The organism is Pseudomonas sp. Pseusp88, from assembly GCF_047303955.1.
Lineage (GTDB): Bacteria > Pseudomonadota > Gammaproteobacteria > Pseudomonadales > Pseudomonadaceae > Aquipseudomonas.
Genome location: NZ_JBGLYM010000002.1, coordinates 136,499 through 154,904, shown reverse-complemented (window position 1 = coordinate 154,904; position 18,406 = coordinate 136,499). Strand labels below are relative to the sequence as shown.

21 protein-coding genes are annotated in these 18,406 nt (G+C 58.9%); 6 read left to right on the top strand and 15 right to left on the bottom strand.

Going from position 1 to position 18,406, the window contains the following annotated elements; genetic code table 11:
- Positions 1–2: 2 nt before the first annotated feature.
- The 5 genes from ACCD02_RS03050 to ACCD02_RS03030 all read right to left on the bottom strand — a co-directional run bounded on the left by ACCD02_RS03050 (position 3) and on the right by ACCD02_RS03030 (position 4,749).
- Positions 3–1,304 (bottom strand): MFS transporter, encoded by a 1,302-nt coding sequence (locus ACCD02_RS03050; protein WP_413298499.1) that lies wholly within the window; start codon positions 1,302–1,304, stop codon positions 3–5.
- 284 nt (positions 1,305–1,588) lie between these two features.
- Positions 1,589–2,704, bottom strand: a complete 1,116-nt coding sequence (locus ACCD02_RS03045) for an alkene reductase (RefSeq protein WP_413298498.1) — start codon at positions 2,702–2,704, stop codon at positions 1,589–1,591.
- An 18-nt stretch (positions 2,705–2,722) separates the two neighbouring features.
- Entirely contained in the window at positions 2,723–3,361 is a 639-nt protein-coding gene (locus ACCD02_RS03040) for a glutathione S-transferase family protein (protein ID WP_413298497.1), read from the bottom strand.
- Between the two features lie 50 nt (positions 3,362–3,411).
- The gene (locus tag ACCD02_RS03035; RefSeq protein ID WP_413298496.1) at positions 3,412–4,134 is read right to left on the bottom strand and encodes an SDR family oxidoreductase; all 723 of its coding nucleotides are present in this window, start codon (positions 4,132–4,134) and stop codon (positions 3,412–3,414) included.
- Between the two features lie 60 nt (positions 4,135–4,194).
- On the bottom strand, positions 4,195–4,749 hold the full coding sequence (locus tag ACCD02_RS03030; protein WP_413298495.1) for a carboxymuconolactone decarboxylase family protein: 555 nt from the start codon (positions 4,747–4,749) through the stop codon (positions 4,195–4,197).
- Between the two features lie 296 nt (positions 4,750–5,045).
- On the opposite strand from ACCD02_RS03030, the gene ACCD02_RS03025 reads away from it, so the two are divergent.
- Together ACCD02_RS03025 and ACCD02_RS03020 are read left to right on the top strand one after the other, a co-directional pair.
- Positions 5,046–5,285: a hypothetical protein gene (locus tag ACCD02_RS03025; RefSeq protein ID WP_413298494.1), complete on the top strand. Its 240-nt coding sequence runs from the start codon at positions 5,046–5,048 to the stop codon at positions 5,283–5,285.
- A 241-nt stretch (positions 5,286–5,526) separates the two neighbouring features.
- Positions 5,527–6,486 carry a hypothetical protein gene (locus ACCD02_RS03020; RefSeq protein WP_413298493.1) on the top strand — a complete coding sequence of 320 codons (960 nt, stop codon included), beginning with the start codon at positions 5,527–5,529 and terminating at the stop codon, positions 6,484–6,486.
- Between the two features lie 33 nt (positions 6,487–6,519).
- Here the strand turns inward: ACCD02_RS03020 and ACCD02_RS03015 are convergent, their stop codons facing one another.
- Complete coding sequence (locus tag ACCD02_RS03015) at positions 6,520–7,485, bottom strand: oxidoreductase (RefSeq protein ID WP_413298492.1); 966 nt, start codon at positions 7,483–7,485, stop codon at positions 6,520–6,522.
- Positions 7,486–7,570: 85 nt separating this feature from the next.
- Here ACCD02_RS03015 and ACCD02_RS03010 point away from each other — a divergent pair, with 85 nt between their 5' ends.
- From ACCD02_RS03010 to ACCD02_RS03000, 3 genes are all read left to right on the top strand, one after another.
- Complete coding sequence (locus ACCD02_RS03010) at positions 7,571–8,491, top strand: AraC family transcriptional regulator (protein ID WP_413298491.1); 921 nt, start codon at positions 7,571–7,573, stop codon at positions 8,489–8,491.
- Between the two features lie 111 nt (positions 8,492–8,602).
- Positions 8,603–8,956: a hypothetical protein gene (locus tag ACCD02_RS03005; protein ID WP_413298490.1), complete on the top strand. Its 354-nt coding sequence runs from the start codon at positions 8,603–8,605 to the stop codon at positions 8,954–8,956.
- A 5-nt stretch (positions 8,957–8,961) separates the two neighbouring features.
- Entirely contained in the window at positions 8,962–9,153 is a 192-nt protein-coding gene (locus ACCD02_RS03000) for a DUF1289 domain-containing protein (RefSeq protein ID WP_413298848.1), read from the top strand.
- A gap of 90 nt (positions 9,154–9,243) precedes the next feature.
- Here ACCD02_RS03000 and ACCD02_RS02995 read toward each other — a convergent pair whose 3' ends face one another.
- From ACCD02_RS02995 to ACCD02_RS02975, 5 genes are all read right to left on the bottom strand, one after another.
- Positions 9,244–10,257, bottom strand: a complete 1,014-nt coding sequence (locus ACCD02_RS02995) for a membrane dipeptidase (protein ID WP_413298489.1) — start codon at positions 10,255–10,257, stop codon at positions 9,244–9,246.
- Between the two features lie 80 nt (positions 10,258–10,337).
- Complete coding sequence (locus ACCD02_RS02990) at positions 10,338–11,099, bottom strand: SDR family oxidoreductase (protein ID WP_413298488.1); 762 nt, start codon at positions 11,097–11,099, stop codon at positions 10,338–10,340.
- Between the two features lie 293 nt (positions 11,100–11,392).
- Positions 11,393–12,394: an NAD(P)H-quinone oxidoreductase gene (locus ACCD02_RS02985; protein ID WP_413298487.1), complete on the bottom strand. Its 1,002-nt coding sequence runs from the start codon at positions 12,392–12,394 to the stop codon at positions 11,393–11,395.
- A 2-nt stretch (positions 12,395–12,396) separates the two neighbouring features.
- Positions 12,397–12,729: a carboxymuconolactone decarboxylase family protein gene (locus tag ACCD02_RS02980; protein ID WP_413298486.1), complete on the bottom strand. Its 333-nt coding sequence runs from the start codon at positions 12,727–12,729 to the stop codon at positions 12,397–12,399.
- A 10-nt stretch (positions 12,730–12,739) separates the two neighbouring features.
- On the bottom strand, positions 12,740–14,176 hold the full coding sequence (locus ACCD02_RS02975; RefSeq protein ID WP_413298485.1) for an NAD-dependent succinate-semialdehyde dehydrogenase: 1,437 nt from the start codon (positions 14,174–14,176) through the stop codon (positions 12,740–12,742).
- Between the two features lie 235 nt (positions 14,177–14,411).
- Here ACCD02_RS02975 and ACCD02_RS02970 point away from each other — a divergent pair, with 235 nt between their 5' ends.
- Positions 14,412–15,341 (top strand): LysR family transcriptional regulator, encoded by a 930-nt coding sequence (locus tag ACCD02_RS02970; RefSeq protein ID WP_413298484.1) that lies wholly within the window; start codon positions 14,412–14,414, stop codon positions 15,339–15,341.
- A gap of 38 nt (positions 15,342–15,379) precedes the next feature.
- Here ACCD02_RS02970 and ACCD02_RS02965 read toward each other — a convergent pair whose 3' ends face one another.
- The 4 genes from ACCD02_RS02965 to ACCD02_RS02950 all read right to left on the bottom strand — a co-directional run bounded on the left by ACCD02_RS02965 (position 15,380) and on the right by ACCD02_RS02950 (position 18,273).
- The gene (locus ACCD02_RS02965) at positions 15,380–15,541 is read right to left on the bottom strand and encodes a DUF2986 domain-containing protein (RefSeq protein WP_413298846.1); all 162 of its coding nucleotides are present in this window, start codon (positions 15,539–15,541) and stop codon (positions 15,380–15,382) included.
- Positions 15,542–15,752: 211 nt separating this feature from the next.
- Positions 15,753–15,905 (bottom strand): hypothetical protein, encoded by a 153-nt coding sequence (locus ACCD02_RS02960; protein ID WP_413298483.1) that lies wholly within the window; start codon positions 15,903–15,905, stop codon positions 15,753–15,755.
- Between the two features lie 60 nt (positions 15,906–15,965).
- On the bottom strand, positions 15,966–16,259 hold the full coding sequence (locus ACCD02_RS02955; protein WP_413298482.1) for a hypothetical protein: 294 nt from the start codon (positions 16,257–16,259) through the stop codon (positions 15,966–15,968).
- On the bottom strand, positions 16,252–18,273 hold the full coding sequence (locus tag ACCD02_RS02950) for a DKNYY domain-containing protein (protein ID WP_413298481.1): 2,022 nt from the start codon (positions 18,271–18,273) through the stop codon (positions 16,252–16,254). Before ACCD02_RS02950 ends, ACCD02_RS02955 begins: the two co-directional genes overlap by 8 nt.
- Between the last annotated feature and the right edge of the window lie 133 nt (positions 18,274–18,406).

Sequence of the window (18,406 nt, the reverse complement as noted above, 5' to 3'; positions counted from 1 at the left end):
GATTACACAGCCAATTGCGGGCGAGCTGAAATGTGGCGGTACAGCACTAACGTTGCACACAACGCACATACGGCGGCGAAGGTCATCCAGTACGCGGGAGCCGCCTTGTCGCCGGTGAGATGGATCAGCCAGGTGGAAATAGCCGGGGTGAAACCACCAAAGACTGCTGTCGCCAGGCTATATGCCAGAGAAAAGCCTGCGACTCGTACTTCTACCGGCATGATCTCAGTCAGCGCGGGAATCATCGCGCCGTTGTAGAGCCCGTAAAGAAACGAGAACCACAGCAACACTTCCAGCATGTGGCCGAAGCTTGGGGCCTGTGCAAGAAAGGACAGCGCGGGGTAGGCAGTGATAATGGTCAGCAGGGTCATCGTTACCAGCAAGGGCTTGCGACCGAAGCGATCGCTCAGTGCGCCGCCAATCGGCAGCCAGATGAAGTTCGATACGCCGACCAGCAGGGTTACGAGCAAGGCGTCGGCGGTGCTCAGGTTCAACACCGTCTTGCCGAATGTCGGTGCATACACGGTGATCAGGTAAAACGCGGTCGTGGTCATTGCCACCATAAGCATGCCGGCAACCACGACGCCCCAGTTCTGCATCAAGGATGCAACGACCTGCTTCATGGTGGGGCGATGAATACGAGCGGCGAACTCTTCGGTTTCCTGAAGGCTGCGCCGCAGCAGAAAGATGAACGGGATGATCAGGCAACCCACTGCGAAAGGAATCCGCCAGCCCCAATCCGCGACAGCGGCGGGCGCCATCCACTGATTGAGTGCGTAGCCCAGGGCGGCCGCGACCACGATTGCTACCTGCTGACTTGCGGATTGCCAGCTGGTGTAAAAACCCTTGCGGCCGGGCGTCGCCATCTCTGCCAGATAGACCGAAACACCGCCCAGCTCCGCACCGGCGGAAAAACCTTGCAGCAATCTGCCAATCAGTACCAATGCCGGCGCCCAGAGGCCAATGCTGGCGTACCCAGGCACGAGCACAATCAGCAAGGTGCCACTGGCCATGATCGAAAGAGTGACAATCAGCCCTTTGCGTCGACCCACATCGTCTATGTAGGCACCCAGGATGACAGCGCCTAGTGGGCGCATCAGGAAGCCTGCGCCAAACACAGCGAAGGTCATCATCAATGACGCAAACTCACTGGATGCAGGGAAGAAGGCCGCAGCAATCTGGGTGGCATAGAAGCCGAACAGGAAAAAATCAAACTGTTCGAGGAAGTTGCCCGAAGTGACGCGGAATACGGTACCGGCCTTGGACTTGGCGCGGGTTGCCCGCAGATGGGGTGAGTCGTGCATGAGGGTTCTCCAGCGATCTTATTAGGGGCTTATCAGCGCTTAGGTCGTGGAGTTTGCTGGACACACTTTGAAACGATAAGTGTTATGTTTGCATCCATTGATGTTTAAATCTTATCAATTGAGCGTCGCGAGCCTTTGTTCAGAGATTGCGGAGCACCTGCCGCCGAGCCCGTTTCCAAGCGATGGTGATTGCTCATCACGGGCAGCGTAACGGCACCGGTGCTCATTCAAAACATTAAATGTCGTCACTGCCTGTCAGTTATATTGATGAATCAAAGGCTTTTTTATCGTTGGTGGGTTACCTGTTCATCCGCAAACGGGTAATCGGTGTACCCCCCTGCATCGCCGCCATAGAAAGTGTCCCGCTCATAGCCATTGAGCGGCAGGTTTTCCCGCAGTCGTTTTGCCAGGTCCGGGTTGGAGATGAACGCGCGACCAAATGCCACCATATCCGCATCGCCCTGGGACAGCAGCTCTTCGGCGCTTTCCCGGTTAAATCCGCCCGCAGCAATGATCGGCCCGCTGAACAAGTGGCGCAGGTAGCGAACGGCGACCGGCGCGGCGTTTTCGTCGATGGTTTCATTGCCCTTGATGCGAGGCTCCACGACGTGAAGATAGGCCAGACTCAGCGCGTCAAGCGCCTTGGTGGCATAACCGAAGGTTGCCTCTGGATTGCTGTCGTACATAGAGCCATAGCTGCTGGACGGGCTCAGTCTTACCCCGACTCGCCCCTGACCCCAGACTGAAATCGCCGCCGAGGTGATTTCCAGCAACAAGCGCGCACGGTTTTCGATCGAACCGCCATAGGCGTCGGTACGTTTGTTGGTGCCGTCCTGCAGGAACTGGTCAGGCAGGTAGCCGTTGGCGCCATGGATTTCCACACCGTCAAAGCCTGCGCTTTTAGCCAGTTCCGCACCGTGACGAAACTCTTCGACAATGCCGGGGATTTCTTCGAGCCTCAGTGCCCTGGGCATGCTGAACGGCACCGCTCCGCTTTGCGCGTAGGCATCGCCCTCTGCCTGGATTGCCGATGGCGCCACCGGATCGATGCCGCCCGGCTGCAGCAACGGATGGGATTGACGGCCTACGTGCCATAGTTGCAGGAATATTACGCCGCCCTTGGCGTGTACGGCGTCCACCACCTTGCGCCAGCCGTCGACCTGGGCCTGGGTAAAGATTCCGGGCGCGCCCGCATAGCCGAAGCCGTAGGGCGAAACCGGCGTGGCCTCGGCAATGATCAAGCCGCCGGGTGTGGTGCGTTGGGCGTAGTACTGCGCCATCAGCTCGTTCGGCACGTTGCCTGCGCTGGCGCGCATGCGCGTCAAGGGCGCCATTACGACGCGGTGTTCAAGGGGGAACGGGCCGACCGAAGTCGGGGTGAACAGCAATTGTGTGCTCATGATGTGCGGTCCTTGGTGTCAGGCTTGAGGGAGGAGAGCGTTGGTGCGTTCGATACCGCGAATCACCCCGTGCCGCTGGCTGACAGCGCTGTACCAACGCTCGACATTAGGGCTGGCGCTGAAGTTGACCCCGGCAAATTCTCGACGCCACAGCCAGCCGAAATGAGCGATGTCCGCGATTGAAAACTGCTTGCCAGCGACGAACTCGTTGTTCGCCAGCAGGCCTTCAAGAACAGCCAGGGTGCGTTTGGCTTCGCCATGGAAGCGGGCTATTGCCGCCGGGTAGGGCTCACTCGCCAGCTTTTGAAAAAAGCCGGATTGGCCAAAAGCAGGGCTCAGTGCACTGGCATGGAAAAACAATTGTTCGAACACCCGGGCACGATCAACGCCCGCTGCCGGGAGAAGCTGCCCGTAACGTTCGGCCAGGTAAACCAGAATGGCGGCCGACTCGCTCAGCACCATGCCTTGGCCGTCGTTGGCTTCGCTATCGACCAATACCGGCACCTTGGCATTGGCATTCAGCGAAATGAAGGCTGCAAGCTTTTGTTCGCCCTGGCGAATGTTCACTGGCAGCAGTTGGTATTCGAGCCCCAGTTCTTCCAGGGCAATGGGCACCTTGACGCTATTGGGAGTAGCGAAAGCGTGGACGATCAACATATTCAAAGACTCTTATTGCAAGCAGGGGGAGCTGGCCGCTGTCGCCGTCGTTAGAAGGCCGCCTTGCCGATTGACGCGCCGCCATCGACAAACAGGGTCTGGCCGGTAATGAAACCGCTGTGGTCGGACAGCAGAAAGGCAATGGCCGCCGCTATTTCTTCGGGCTTGCCGAAGCGGCCCAAGGGGACGCCTGAGAGGTAGCGGGCCTCGCCTTCGCTGCCAGGGGGATTGTTGGCACGGAACAGTTCGGTCTCGGTCGGACCTGGCGCAACGGCATTGACGGTAATGCCCGTGGTAGCCAGCTCCAGCGCCCACGACCGGGTAAAGCTGACCATCGCCGCCTTGGCTGCGGCGTACGCCGTGCGGTGTGTAATGCCCAGCACCGTCAGGCTGGAGATATTGATGATGCGTCCCCATCCGCGCTCCCGCATGCCAGGCAGGAGTGCCTGAGTAGCCTGGAGGGCGGCGTGCAGGTTCACCCGCATCACCGCGTCGAAATCATCCAGGTCCACCTCGCCCAACAGTTGCGGACGCACCAGGCCAACGTTGTTCACCAGTCCATCGAAGTTGTATTGCCTGGCCAGCTCATCAAGGGCTTGCTGCGCTAGATGGCGGTCGCTCAAGTCAACCGGAATCAGGATACCGGGGAAATTCTTATCGTCGGCATGGCGGGCAATGCCGACAACGCTGTGACCGGCATCCGCCAGGGACTGGGCCAGGGCCCGGCCGATACCTTTGCTGGCACCGGTAATCAGGAAAGTGCGCGTGTTCATGGGGGTTCCTTCAAGAACAGCCCGTAGCACGGGCTGAGGTAAGCAAGGGTAGAGGCGCAGTCAGACCGGTTTGGTCCACTCGTTGCCTTTCATGAACGGGTCCAGCTGGGTATGCACGAGGTGATTGGTGTAGTTGCTCATCACCTTGGTAGCGACGCCGAGCACGACCTCAAGGACATTGCGCCGGGTGAAGCCGGCCGCCAGAAAGGCCTCGACGCCCGCGTCGCTGACGAACCCGCGTTCACGTACCACGGCTGTGGTGAACACATGCAAGGCTTCGAGCCGGGTGTCGGCAATCACGCCGCCAGCCCGCAGTGCGTCGATGACCTCGGCAGGCATCTCGATCATCTTGGCCAGAGTGGTGTGTCCCGCCATGCAGTAGTGGCAGTTGTTTTCGAAGTTGGAGGTCAGGTAGACCACCTGTTGCTCATGGGCGGTGAGGGTGCTTTTGCCGAACAGGTCCCAGAGCTGGCTGTAACCGGCGAGCAGTTCCGGTGACTCGGCCATGTGGCCCTGCAGATTCGGCACAAAGCCAAAGGCGCCTTTGACGGCTTCCAGAATGGGTTTGGATTCGGCTGGCGCGGTGTCGAGGGTGTGACGGGTAAAAGTGGTCATCGCAGTGTCCTTGAATGGGTTAGCAAGAGTGCTGGCGCTATCTTGCTGTCCCCGGACGGACTGCGGAACGCAGGGCAGGGGCATATGAGTCATGCTTGCAGGGAATAACTGGCCGTTTGCGGCTGGCACTCAGGCGCTTCAGGCAGCAGCCATGGTCTCCTGCAAATCTTTGCTGATGCGCCAATGGCTTTTCCATTAATGCAGCCCCGCTCGTCGGGCCTGAGGCACTTCCCCCTTGAGCTGTCCCTCCCATTCATATGCGCAGATGTCCTGCGCTCCAGATAGGAGAGTCAATCATGGCGATCGAAAATAATGGACCAGAGGCTGCATATCCGGGCCCCGATGAAAAAGCACCGGATACGGGGGAGGGCCATGATTCAGGTCTTGAGCGAGCCAACTCCGAGCCGCAGCAGGGAACTGGCGAGCGACCAGAAGACTGGAATCCGCCGCCCGGTAATCCGGGGTCTGATCAGGACGCCCAGACCCAACGTGATAACGGTGGAGCGAAGACGGACAGTCTGATCGACGCGGAATAGCGTGCTGATAAATCCACCCAAGCCCAGGCATATACCTGGGCTTTTCGTTTGTGCAGGTAGAACGGTAAGGCAGTAACTCCGCTCGTCAGTAAGCATTCGACCCACACACCTGCCCGATCAGGCAATTAACACTCGGCATAAGGTATTCTGCGCTGCGTGAAACAGGATCCCGGCCCGGGGGCGTGCAACGATGCGTCACGGCCTTCGTACGGTCTTGAAGTCGGTTATATCAGGAGGTTGCATGTTGATTGGACATCGGTTCGAGCGCACCGCGCAGGATGACCTGCACGTCCACTCACGCAATCTGGTGCAAAGCGCGTTCGTGCTGCTGACCGGCGCGATCGCCTTCGTCGCGCCGGTGGTGTTCGTTGTGTTTGTGATCACCAGCGCAGGCTCACCGTTGGCTGACCTGGACCCTCTGTCTTCACTCCTGATAGTTCTCGGGCTGCTGTTGATTCCTGCCCTGGGCCTTCTCCTGATGGTTTACACAGGCGTGCGCGAGACATTGTCGCTATCGCGGCGCGACGGCGAAGGCAGGCGGCGCACTCGAAACTTTTTTGGACGCCGCGAGCGGGTGCATTCGGTATTTGGCATTGATGCTCCCAAATACCTTGAACTGCGCCGCTCCCCGCAGGCCGAGCCGGCCTATACCCAGTTGTGGCTGGTGATGCGCGATGGCAGCGAGCACCGCCTGACGACTGACAACGTGCCGGTAGTACCGGGAAGCAAACACACCGACTTATGGCTGTGTGAGCTGGCTGACTACCTGCAAGTGCCGGTGCCCACTGAGGTCGTAACTGATACGGGGGCCAGGGCGGCGGCAAGCTATCGGCCTGCTGGCGCCACAACCCGCAGGGGCACGGACAAGGGCGCCGGGCTGCGCAAAGACAAGGAGCTCACAGCTTCACCTGAATCGAGCGATAAACTGGGCATTCCCACCCGCGCGTTGCTCACCCTGTTGGGCGTCTTCCTGGGGGTGCTGGAACTGACGAATGTCATCGCATTGGTCCCTGCTCTGTTTACCGGGCGGCTGCGCGTCAGTGGCTTGCGAACGGGCTCGACAGTCTTTTACTGGGCCGAGCAACCGATCACTTTTTCGTTCAACCTGCTGATCGGCGTAGCCGAAGTACTGATCGTCGGGTTCATCGCCTGGAGTAGCCTGCGCACGGCAATCCAGGGCCGGATGAAATCCACTTTCTGAAAGAGGGCTATCAGTCACTCTCCACCCCAATCATCAAACCGTCAGCCCTGTCCATTGCTCCGAAATGGCCCAAAGGCGCTCAGCCCCTTCGGGGTCTACAGCCCATTTCGCCACGCCCTTGCGTCCGCTCCGCGGGTCATTGAAAGCGGCGATATTGCAGTCTTCGCAATAAACACCGCCCAAAGACGCAAGCGCGTCACTGGTCGCACACCACAGGCCGGTTGCAGCGCCTTGCTCCAGAGTCTTGAGGCCGTTCTCCGGGTCCAGGCGTTGCTGACCCTGCTCATCCAGCACGTCAAAGGCGGCTACTTCGGCGCTGCTCAGATGGCGTCCCAGGTCGGTGAGGATTTGTCCGGGATGCAGGGAAAAGGCGCGTATACCGCGATCACGTCCGCGTCTGTCGAGTGCCGTGGCAAACAGTGCGTTGGCGGTCTTTGACTGGCCGTACGCTAGCCACTTGTCGTAAGGGCGGCGCAGAAAATCGATATCGTCGAAATCCACACCCGCGATCTGATGCCCGCGCGATGACACTGCAATCACCCGGGCCGAGCCCGCCGCGACGAGTGCCGGCCACAGCCCGCAGGTAAGGCGGTAATGACCGAGATGGTTGGTGGCGAACTGGCTTTCGTGGCCGTCGGCGTCGCGGGTCAGCGGCGCGGCCATGACCCCGGCGCAGTTGATCAGCAGCGAGATGGCCTGGCCGCGTTTGACCATGCTTTGGCTGAAGGCTTTAACCGAGGCGGGGTGCAGCAGATCCATCTCCAGTACTTCGACCCCTTCAATTGCGCCCAAGGCGTCGCACGCCCGTGCCCGATCTCTGGCCGGCACGATGACCCTCGCACCCGCATCGGCCAGGCTTTTTGCGGTGACCAGACCAATGCCCGAATAACCGCCGGTGACGATGGCAATTTTCCCGCTCAGGTCAACACCAGTCATGACCTGGGCAGCGGTGCTGGCGGCATTGAAGCGGGACTGGATGTGTGTTTGCGGTGCAGTCATGAGAGGTCTCCGGGCAGGTATCGAAGCACCGAATTCTTCTCTATTATGTCTGGACGAACCAGTCTGATAAATCCGGTTTTCTGTCGTGATCATCCAAAACCCAGCTGCTGATCCCTTATCCGATGTACTGGCGCTGTCCGGGCTGCGGGCGGCCTGTTCCGTCCGCTTGCAGGCGGGAGGCGTATGGGCATTACGATTCCGCCCCATCGAATTGAAGTTCAATGTGGTACGCCGGGGCGAGTGCTGGTTGCGCCTGCACGCAATGTCGCCTCGTCGTCTGAAGGCCGGAGACTGCTTTGTGGTTTCGCGTACGCCCTTCATATTGGCCAGCGGGCCGGATGTAGAGGCGGTGAATGCCTCCGAGGTCTTTTCCCACGGGGGAGCGTCGGCGATCTTTGGCGTAGGTGAGGATGTCGAGCTATTGGGCGGCAGCGTTTCCCTGGTCGGCCCCGGCGCTGTGGAATTGCTCGATGTGCTGCCTCCCGCACTCATCATCAGCGGCGAGTCCACAGGGGCGTCGTCGTTTGGCTGGCTGCTTGATGAACTGGATTGCGAATGGCAGTCTAATCAGCCTGGCGCTCATTCGATGTGCAACGATCTGCTGCGGTTGATCTTCGTGCATGCGCTGCGCCACCACATCACAACTGCCGACGCTGCCGATCTGAATTGGCTGGCAGGATTGCGCGATCCGGCTATCGCTGGCGTCTTGCGTGTCATTCACGGCGCCCCCGAAAAACCTTTGCGTCTGGCTGAGATGGCGGATATCGCCTGTATGTCTCGATCCGCTTTCGCCGCCCTGTTCAAGGCGCGGACAGGGCAGGCCCCCGTCGAATACGCCACGCGCTGGCGCATGCGCGTGGCGGCATCGCGGTTGCGCAATGGCCTGGATAGCGTTGCCGCCGTGGCGGCTTCATTGGGCTATCTGTCGGACGCGGCCTTTGGTGTGGCGTTTCGTCGTGTTCACGGGATGTCGCCAGGGCAGTATCGACGGGATAAGGACAACTGATGCTGGTTGCTGAACTCAAGCTCGAAGACGGCGTTTTCGCGAAGCCTGCGGCCAGTCGAGTGTCGGCGAATTTGAAACCGTAGTCCTCCATTGTCTGTAAAGGAAGCCGAAATGCCCCCAGGGAAACGTGAACTGGCAAGGATTGAACGCCGGTTGATCGCGACGCTCACCGAAGCATGCGAAACCGCGAAGGGTGAAATTCCAGGGTTTACCTGGCTTACTCACACTGCGGAACTGGCCTCACTGGTCGAGACCTTGAAAGTAATCTGGGTGTTCGAAACCCAGGCCGAGAAAAAGCTCGCTCAGGCTAACGCCAAGGCCCGTATCTTTGAACTGACGGCTACAGCATTGAACGAGGCCAACATCAATCTGACCCTGTCAGAGCGTAATGTTTGCTTCGACTCCGAGGAAGAGTGTCAACGCACTCACGGTGGTGATTGGCAAAAGCGTCTGGCACAAGGTTAATCATGATGGCGAAAGAAATAGCAAACCCCTGCATCTCGCTTTGCCAATTGAGTGGCGATCTGTGTTTGAGCTGTGGGCGCAGCAAGGAAGACATCAGGAAGTGGAAGCGCATGAAACGGCCTGAGAAAATGGCGGCTGTTCAGCGGGCGACGATGCGGTTGAAAGGGCTGAAGAAAAACCACGGCCGGTTCCAGTGATCGGAGCGAATGATGGACTTTATCTCAGCAGGCTGTTCGCGGTGAAAGACGCGGAGCCCTCTCGTGTGTCGCCACCTGAGAGTCTCGGGGTCAAATCGAATCCCCGACTTTCAACGCTGGCCAGGTTGCGTTGGCAACCCGCATAAAGTTTTCACCGAATATCGCGTCAATATCCGACTGCGCGTAACCCAGTTGCCTCAACTGTTGAGCGACCGCGCTGAGTGCCTCCGGCTGCAACTGAGTATGTCCATTCATCTGCCCATAATGTTCATGAGGCCACCACTGGTCCTCATCCACGCCTTCCGGCAGGTCCTTGTGATCCGGGTATAACTCTGTGTCCAGACCTATACCAATATGGCTGGTTCCGACGCGCTCGGCCAAATAGTCGATTTGGCGGACGTAGGCGGCCACCGATGCGGATGGATCGCCCAGAAAAATGCCCAGACCTGTAAGGCCGATGACTCCGCCCTGGGCTGCGCACGCAGAAATCAGCTCGTCGTCAATCGTACGAGGATGGTCAAAAAGCGCTTTAACGTTGGTATGAGAGAAAATCACCGGTCGCTGCGAAACTTCCATGGTCTCAAGACTTGAACGTTTGCTCGCATGTGAACAGTCGATGACAATCCCGGCTGTATTGACCGCGCTCACCACCTTGCGACCCAGGGCGGTCAGGCCACCCCCTGCTCCGTGGCACCCACCTGCGCAGCTGTTGTCCCGGTTGTAGGCCAGTAATAACTGGCGAACTCCCAGGTGGGCGAAAAGTTCGACCATGGCGGGATCCTGGCGCAGCATATTTGATCCTTCCAGATCGAACGAGATCGCGAGCTTTTGATGTTTACGGACACGGTAGATGTCGTCCGTGGTGGCCACGAGGACATAGTCTTCCTGGTGGTGAGCCAGCCAGCTTCTAAAGCCGGCGATCATCCGTACGACCGTGTCGAATGGGGTCATGTCCATGCCCACATTGATCGACACATGGTGGAATCCTGCGTCCCGGTACCTCACTAGGCTCGACATGTTCTGGCCCGGAATCAACGGCAGACAGGCGTGTGCCTCCCACTGAATCAATGGGGCAGTAGCGCTTTCAGACTCTTTGATCGTCATCTGTTGCATCTTCTCCGATATGTGCTGGCCAGCCTTATCAACGCTCGACAGACTATCTGGCGCCACTGATTCCGGTTTGTCTACATGATCTGTGAAAGCCCCCCGTCGACCATCAGTTCCACGCCGTTGACGTACCTTGCATCGGCGGATGCCAGGAAAAGCGCGGATGTCGCTATTTCTTCAGGTTCTGCCATATAGCCCAGAGGCACGATTTGTTCTACGTAATTCTTGAGTGCTTCGATCTGGCTCTCGTCCATTTTCAGGCCGTTATCCATCAGCGGGGTCCGGGTGAAACCAGGGCTGAGTACATTGGCGCGGATTTTTCGGCCTTTGAGTTCGTTGGCCCAGGTTCGTGCAAATGAGCGCACAGCAGCCTTGGAAGCGTTGTACAGGCTCAGGCCTTCCATGCCGTTACTGGAACAAATGGAGGCGGTCAGGACAATCGATGCGCCATCCTTCATGAGTGGCAAGAGCGTTTGAACCGTAAAAAATACCCCTTTGACATTGATGTCGAACATCTTGAAGTAGGCGGCTTCAGTGGTTTCGCCAACGGGGTTTTTCTCGCATATACCGGCATTGGCAAATACCGCATCCAGTTGTTCGCCCCGTTGTTCAATCAATGCTTTGAGTGCATCGAGGTCGGCCTGACTGGCAACATCAGACACCACTGCCACGGCTTTGTCGCCTAGTCTGGCAACTGCAGCCTCCAACGTTGCCGCCGAGCGTCCAGTAATATAGACGCGCTTGGCGCCCTCGGTAATCAGGCCTTGCGCAATCGCGAAGCCTATTCCGGTGGACGCGCCCGTGACGACCGCTACCTGATTGTTGAATTTATCCGACATGCCATGGCTCCTGATTAATGTGGTTACCATCGGTTGATGGGCTCATTGTGGGAGCCAGTGGGGGGTAGCGGTACTGACAGAGATGCAGGTTCGCCGTGCATCTTTGTAAGGGGGGCAACTCGTGCACGTCGCCTGCGTTGCTTGGGGCATGCCCATTTGCGGATGTTTTATCCAGAGGGAATAGCTGGCGCCAGACAATGCCAGGTTTGCTGTCTGCAGAAGCCATATAAAAACGGCCCCCTTGACTCAGGGGGCCTGTTTTTTTTTGGCCAATGCCAGGACCCGTCCGTTACTTAAATCAGATCGCCGGGCTGCATGGTCAAAATGATTTTCCCGACATTTTCCGATGATTCCATCCGCCGGTGGGCATCGGCCGCTCGGGAAAGCGCAAAGGTGCTGTCGACAACCGGCTCCAGGCTGCCTGCTCCTGCGAACCGCTCCAGCCAGTGCTCGCGGAAACGCTTGATCATGGCGTGCTTCTCCGGCTGGGTTCGCGATTTCATGACGGTGCCGATAATCTGCAGGTGGCGGTAGAGGATATGCTCAAGTTGCAGATTGACCTCGCCGCCACCGCCGAGGATGCCGACCTGGATCAGTCGGCCGCCGTTGGCCAGTGAGGCAATGTTACGGGCAAAGTAGGGCGCGCCGACGAAGTCGATGATGACGTCAACGCCTCGATTGTCGGTCCTGCTGGCGACGACTTCGGCGAAGTCACTGGTCTTGTAGTCAATGGCGACATCGGCGCCCAGATGCTCGACCCGCGCCAGCTTGCTGCCCTCGGTAGTCGCATACACGGTTGCCCCTGTGGCGTAGGCCAGTTGCACGGCAGCGGAGCCCACGCCGCCGGCTGCGGCGTGGATCAACACCGAGTCGCCACGCTTGAGTCGAGCCAGGTGCATCATTGCCTCATGGGCCGTGACGAAGACTTCGGGAATTGCCGCAGCATGCACGTAATCCAGCTGGGCCGGGATCGGCATGGCCATGCGGTAGTCGATGCGCGCCAGCTCGGCGTAGGCGCCGCCGCCGACAACGCCCATCACCCGGTCTCCGACTTCATAACCGATAACCTCGCTACCTTTGGCGATCACTTCACCGGCGATCTCGAGCCCGATAGTCGTCGAATCACCGAAGTTCGGTCGGCCATAGCCACCGGTGCGATGGGTCAGGTCGGCGCGATTGACGCCAGCGGCATAGACTCGCACCAGCAGATCGGCAGGGCGTACTTCGGGATTGGGAGCGTCCTTGAGTTGCAGGACATCGGCGTCGCCGAATGCTACGATGGCAATGGCTTTCATGGTTATTTGCTCTCTGGCTGATCAAGGGTGGCGTTGGCAATGGCGGAGGCAGTAATTGCGGCAGGAAAGCCTGCGTAGAACGCCAGGTGAGTGATCGCGGCAGCAATTTCCTCATGGGTAAGGCCATTGCCCACCCCGCGGCGCAAGTGCGCTGGCAGTTCTTCCGAGTGGCCTGCGGCAATCAGCGCCGCGAGGGTAATCAGGCTGCGGTCACGGGGTGACAGCGCCGGATCGCTCCAGATCTGCGGGTAAAGTGTCGAGTCAACAAACTCTGCCAATTTCGGCGTAAAGGCTCTGGCGGCCTCTCGCGGGCTTTTGAAGTCGAGGTTTGACATGGAGATATCCTCAGATCTGGCTGATGAATTTATGGGTCAGGTAGTGTTCGATGCCTTCGATGCCACCTTCGGAGCCGTGGCCACTTTCCTTCATGCCGCCGAAGGGCAGTTCGGTCGCTACGATCCGGTACTGATTGATGCCAATCATGCCGGCCTCCAGGCCGTCGGCGACGTCAATGGCCGTCCGGGCGTTGGAGGTGAAGGCGTAGGCTGACAGCCCGTATGGCAGGCGATTGGCTTCGGCGAGTCCGTCTGCGAGGGCGTCGAATGGCATGAGTATGGCGATCGGGCCGAAGGGCTCCTCGTGCATGACCCGGGCATTCATCGGCACGTCGGCGAGCACTGTAGGTTCGAAGAAGAAGCCTTCGCCAGGCAGGCGCCTGCCACCGGCGAGCACCCGTGCGCCTTTGGCGACGGCGTCCGCGATGAGTTCTTCCATCTTGGCCAGCTGCCGTGGATTGGCGAGTGGCCCGACCTGAGTATCGGCAAGCAGGCCATTGCCGATTCTCAAGGCGCTGGTGGCAGCGACAAAGTAATTGACGAACTCTGAATAGACACCGCGCTGGATCAGGAAGCGGGTGGACGAGATGCAGACCTGGCCAGTCCCGCGAAACCGGTTCGCAACGCCTTCTGTCGCCGCTTTTGCAACATCGGCATCATCGAAGACCAGCACCGGTCCGTGGCCACCCAGCTCCAATGTGATCGGCTTGACGCCTTCGGCTGCTCGCGCTGACAGCAGTCGGCCGATCGGTACTGAACCGGTAAAGGTGACTTTGCGCACAATGGGGGATGCGATCAGGTGACGTGAGACTTGATCCGGCACACCGAAAACAATTTGCAGGACACCTTTTGGCAGGCCCGCGTCGTCGAGTGCCCGGGCAAGTGCCAACGCCGTGGAAGGGCTTTCTTCACCTGGCTTGAGAATGACGCTGCATCCTGCCGCCAAAGCGGCCGAGAGCTTGCGCGCCGGAGTAATCGCCGGGAAGTTCCAGGGCGTGAATGCGGCTACCGGACCGATGGCCTGGCGCTTGACCATTTGCAGGACGCCGGGGCGGTTGGCCGGTACGACCCGGCCGTCGATGCGCCGGGCGCTTTCGGCAAACCATTCGAAATATTCGGCGGCACGGGTGACTTCGTCCAGGCTTTCGGCGAGCGGTTTGCCTTCTTCCAGCGTCATCTGTGTTGCGATGTGCTGTGCCCGTTCCAGGATCAGATCGGCGGCGCGCTTGAGGACCTTCGCCCGTTCGGCTGGAACGGTCTGGCGCCATGTCTGGAAGCCCTGTTGCGCGACCTGCAGGGCGTGATCCAGGTCGTTTTCGGTGGCCAGTGGTACCCGGCCTATTTCACGTTCGGTCGCCGGGTTGATGACGGCAGCGGTGTCGCGCTCTTCGGTACTGATCCATTCACCACCGATGAACAGATAAAGCGGGTCGTAGGAGGTATTCATAGTGTTGGCCTTCAATGGGTTGTCAGGAGTCTGGTAACAGCAACCATGGGCGCTGCCTGTGGAGCCCAGTCTAGGGAGAAGGCGGGTGGGGATTTAGCCGTGGGGGAGGGAATCATTGTTGTGCCCAAAGGAAATATCCCTTGGTCAACCGGGTTGCAGTCAACTTGCGTCAACCGCCATCATGAGGGGCCATGTTCGACAAACGACGTGGAAAACTGCCTCAAGGACGCTGTTGATGGACAAGCTTGCGAATATGTCGGTGTACATAAAAGTCGTCGAGATGGGCAGTTTCACTGCCGTGGCAAACCATCTGGATTCGACCGTCGGCAATGTATCGAGGGCGGTTTCCGCGCTTGAAGAGGTGCTGAACACTCGCCTCCTGCAGCGGTCTACCCGGCGCCTTTCAGTGACCGATGCCGGTCGGCGATTTTATGAGCGCTGCACGTCGATTCTGGCGGATCTCGAGAATGCCGAAGCCGAGGCCCGCAATGCCTTGCTGGAGCCAAGAGGAACCCTTCGCGTGCATTGCGTGCCAGGCCTGGCACGTCATCTGGTGACCTGCGCTGTCCTCGAATACCGCAGGGCTTTTCCGGACGTCACTGTGGACCTGCGCCTGTCCCAGCGCATGCCGAACCTGCTGGAAGACCAGTTGGATGTCTCGCTCCTGATCGCCAGGGCGCTTCCGGATTCGACCTACGTGAGTCAAAAGATCGGAGTCAGTCACTGTGTGCTGGTCGCATCACCTGATTACCTGGCCCGACATGCTGCGCCCCTGCAGCCGGAGGATCTTGGCGATCACCAGTGTCTGTTGCTCAGCACGGTGGATTACCTGCGAGATGAGTGGCAGCTGAAAAGCAGGACGGGCAGCAGCACGTTCATCCCGACGGGGCCCAGCTTCAGTGTCAACGACATGGACGCGATGGCCGTGGCAGTGCGGGAAGGTGCAGGGATCGGGTTGTTGGCGGGGTTCTCGGCCATCGACGATTTGCGTTCGGGAAAGCTTGTCCGGGTGCTGCCCGATTACCATACGCACGAGCGCAACGTCTATGCCGTCTACACCTCGCGCCAGTTCGTAGACGCAAAAATCACCCGCTTTATCGATACGATGAAAGAGCGCGTGGGCGGGCAACTGGCAGCGATTGCGCAAGAACTTATTGGGACTTGAGCGACGCACGCAGGTGCCGCGATGAAGAGGTGGATAGATCAGCTCTCGGCGACAGTGATCGAGTCGGGAGCGGCTTCAGCGTCAAGCTTCAATCGGTCAGCCTTGCTGATGTATTTGGGTTTGCTTTTCGGTGCCAGCTTGGCACTGGCCTTCTTGGCGTTGGCCTTTAATAACTGGTTTATTTTTTTGCGGCGATTCATGTTTTCGACCCGGTTTGAACATGCGTCGATGATATCAGCTTGAAAATATTGAATCAGACGAATTGCTTCACGCAATTATTTGATCAGCTCAGGGGGCTTGAAAAAAACATTGACCTGCTGCCATCCGGAGGTGTCAGCATTTGGCAGCAGTGTTTCGCGTTGTATAGTGGGTTGCAAACCTGTCCAGGGTCGGTGCCATGAGAGTCTGTAATCAATGCGGGTCCACGGTTTTCATCGACAACATGCCTTGCCCGCGCTGCGCCGAAGGGCTGGAAGCCTTGAAGTTCTCTACACCAAAGCCCCGACCGCCGATGTTGTCCAGGACGGTGAAGTGGGTGCTGGCCATCCTTGCCGTGTTGGTCATTGCGGCGGTGCTGACGGCCAGGTCGATTCTGCATTCGTTGGGGGCGATGAATGCTTTTGGTTAAGCGCGCTCTATACAAACCCGATACCTGATACTCCGGTCAAACTCGTCTTCCGGGTTCTCGTAAGTGTCGAGGCGTTGCAGGAATCCGGCCTGCTCGAGACTGGTCAGGTCCGCGAGCGTCCATCCGGCGGGCACGGCATTGGAAAGGTCCTGGCCCAGGTATTCGAGCCAGTGATAAACGCCGAAGGGAAGGTAGCCGAGCCATTCTGACTTATAGGTAATTTCGTCAGAGCCGCCTGACGCCACCGCGTCGCAGATCTGGTCTCTGAATGAAGCCAGGCGTTCATCCATGTTGTTTGCCATCCTTGCGCTCGCATGCTTGCAGGTAGTGCGCTTCGTCCACTTCGGTTAGCGCTGAGTAGCCGTCGTAGTAGTAGATTCGATGCTTGTCACGGGCATGGCGGTCGCTGAGAAACTCCAGAGTGGCAAGGTCGATGCGTTTGGCACTCAGGGGGCGGCGGCCGCAGAACAGTTTGCGTGTACCCAGTTGCAGAAAGTCGGGGTGCGGTACGCGGATCTCATCCGGGCTGAACGCCACATCCAATGGCTTGCCTTGCGACAGAATAAGCGCAGGACCAACGGCGTAAGTTCCGAGGATGCGGGTATCAGAGGGGGATAGACGTTTTTTCGCCTCCCCGTAGTAATAGATCGCATGTTGATCCCTGGCCCAGCCATGGCCGCAAGACTCAAAGGTGGCAGCATCAGCTTTACGGATCGGTTCGGGTGGATGGTAGAAAATCCGGTGACAGAACACGCGCTTGCCGTCAGTCAGGTAGGGGGCGCCCAGTGAGCGGTAATGCGTCGCTGGCTCGGGAGAGAACTGTTCAGGCACGTCGGTTTCGGCGTTATGAAACGGGATCAGATACAAGCCATTGGCATCGCCGCACAGGTGAGTGTCGAGCAATGTAAAACTTGCTGCGTCCAGCCCGTTGATCGGGCGGCCATGGAAATGCACCCGGCGGCCCAGTTCGAAACCGAAGCCAATGGAGCGCAACGGCGGCGTTTCTTCCGGAATTTGCGGCTCTTCGTTCAGCCCTTGCAGCCGATGCCACCAGTAGTCGTGCAGATGCGGGTGCGCCTCAAAGAACGGCGCCCAGTCCCGGTGCATCGCCGCATCGACAATCCCGGCAGAGCCTGTCGGGCCATGCCTGTCACCTGCCAACACCGGCGAATAGCCCTGCTCGTGCTGATAGAGCTGGGTGACGACGAAACTCTCTACGTCCACATCCAGACGCTTGTTATGCCGATAGACATGCTGCTGGTCGCGGTAATAACCGAAGCCCAGATGGCGGAAACTCGGGCCATGGGCACCGCGCAAACGGGTCCCGGCGACATAGACGAACCTGTCGTCCACGGCAATGAACTCATCCTCGTATTCACGGCTGCCGACCACCCGGCCGCACGCGTCGAACTCGGGCTGACGGCACGTGAGCAGATGAAAATCGCCCACATAACGAATGCTTTTGCCGGTCAGGTAAAAGGCCCGCTGCCGGTCTTTGGCGTAGCGCTGGTTGAGCACGGTGAAGGTGGCGAGGTCGGCGTCGTCGATGCGATAGAAGTATTCATAGGCAACGCTCGAGCCTTGCTGCGCCTGCACAATGATGGATTGTCCATCCGTTCCCCAGCGCTGCGCGAGCATCTGGAAACCCTGCGCATTGGCGATGGCCAGCGGTGTGCCGTCTTTCTGATGCAGCGGCTGGAATCCTCGATAGACCTGATTATCTATCACTCGATAAGCCGGGTGATTGCAATAGCGGACCTGGGTCGTCGCACGGGCGATGAATTGCCCATGCAGGTAGATATTCACACCGTCACTGAACAGTGCTGATTCGGCAGTTACCGCAGCTGATGGAGACCCCAGCAGAGCCAGGCTGCCTTGCCTGGCGTGCGCTATTGTCGTGATCGAGTAGTCGCCGAACCAGTAGGCATTCGCTTCATCGCGCCAGTACTGATAACCCAGGCCTTCCAGCTCTTTATTGAAACGCAGCGGCAAACGATCGAGAGCGTGGTAGCCATGACGCTCCAGGTAGCCCGGGAGCAGGTAGTAATCCTGCCGCGCGTCGCGCAACAGCTGCGGGTTGGCTCGATGCCGCCAGACCGTTTGCCCGGCCTGCAAGGGGGAAGGGGGATAGTGTCCGTCACTGGCGCGTTGAGCTATCTCCCGGGGCGACAACCCCGATGGGTTGAGAATGATGTAGACATCACGTGCATGGCCATCGCCCAGCAATGCGCCTTCGAGAAACGCGAAGCCCTGGTGCCACTCAAGATTGAGCAGTTCCCAGTCGGCATTATCGATTTCTTGCATGTCACGGGACCTGAGCGGGGATGGGTGGCTTGAACATCATCCCGGTCATTACGCAGCCTGGAACAGGCTTGTGCAAGTCAGAATGCTGTTTTGACCGGCAAAGGTTAGCGGTGATTGGGGATTTTCAGGAAAG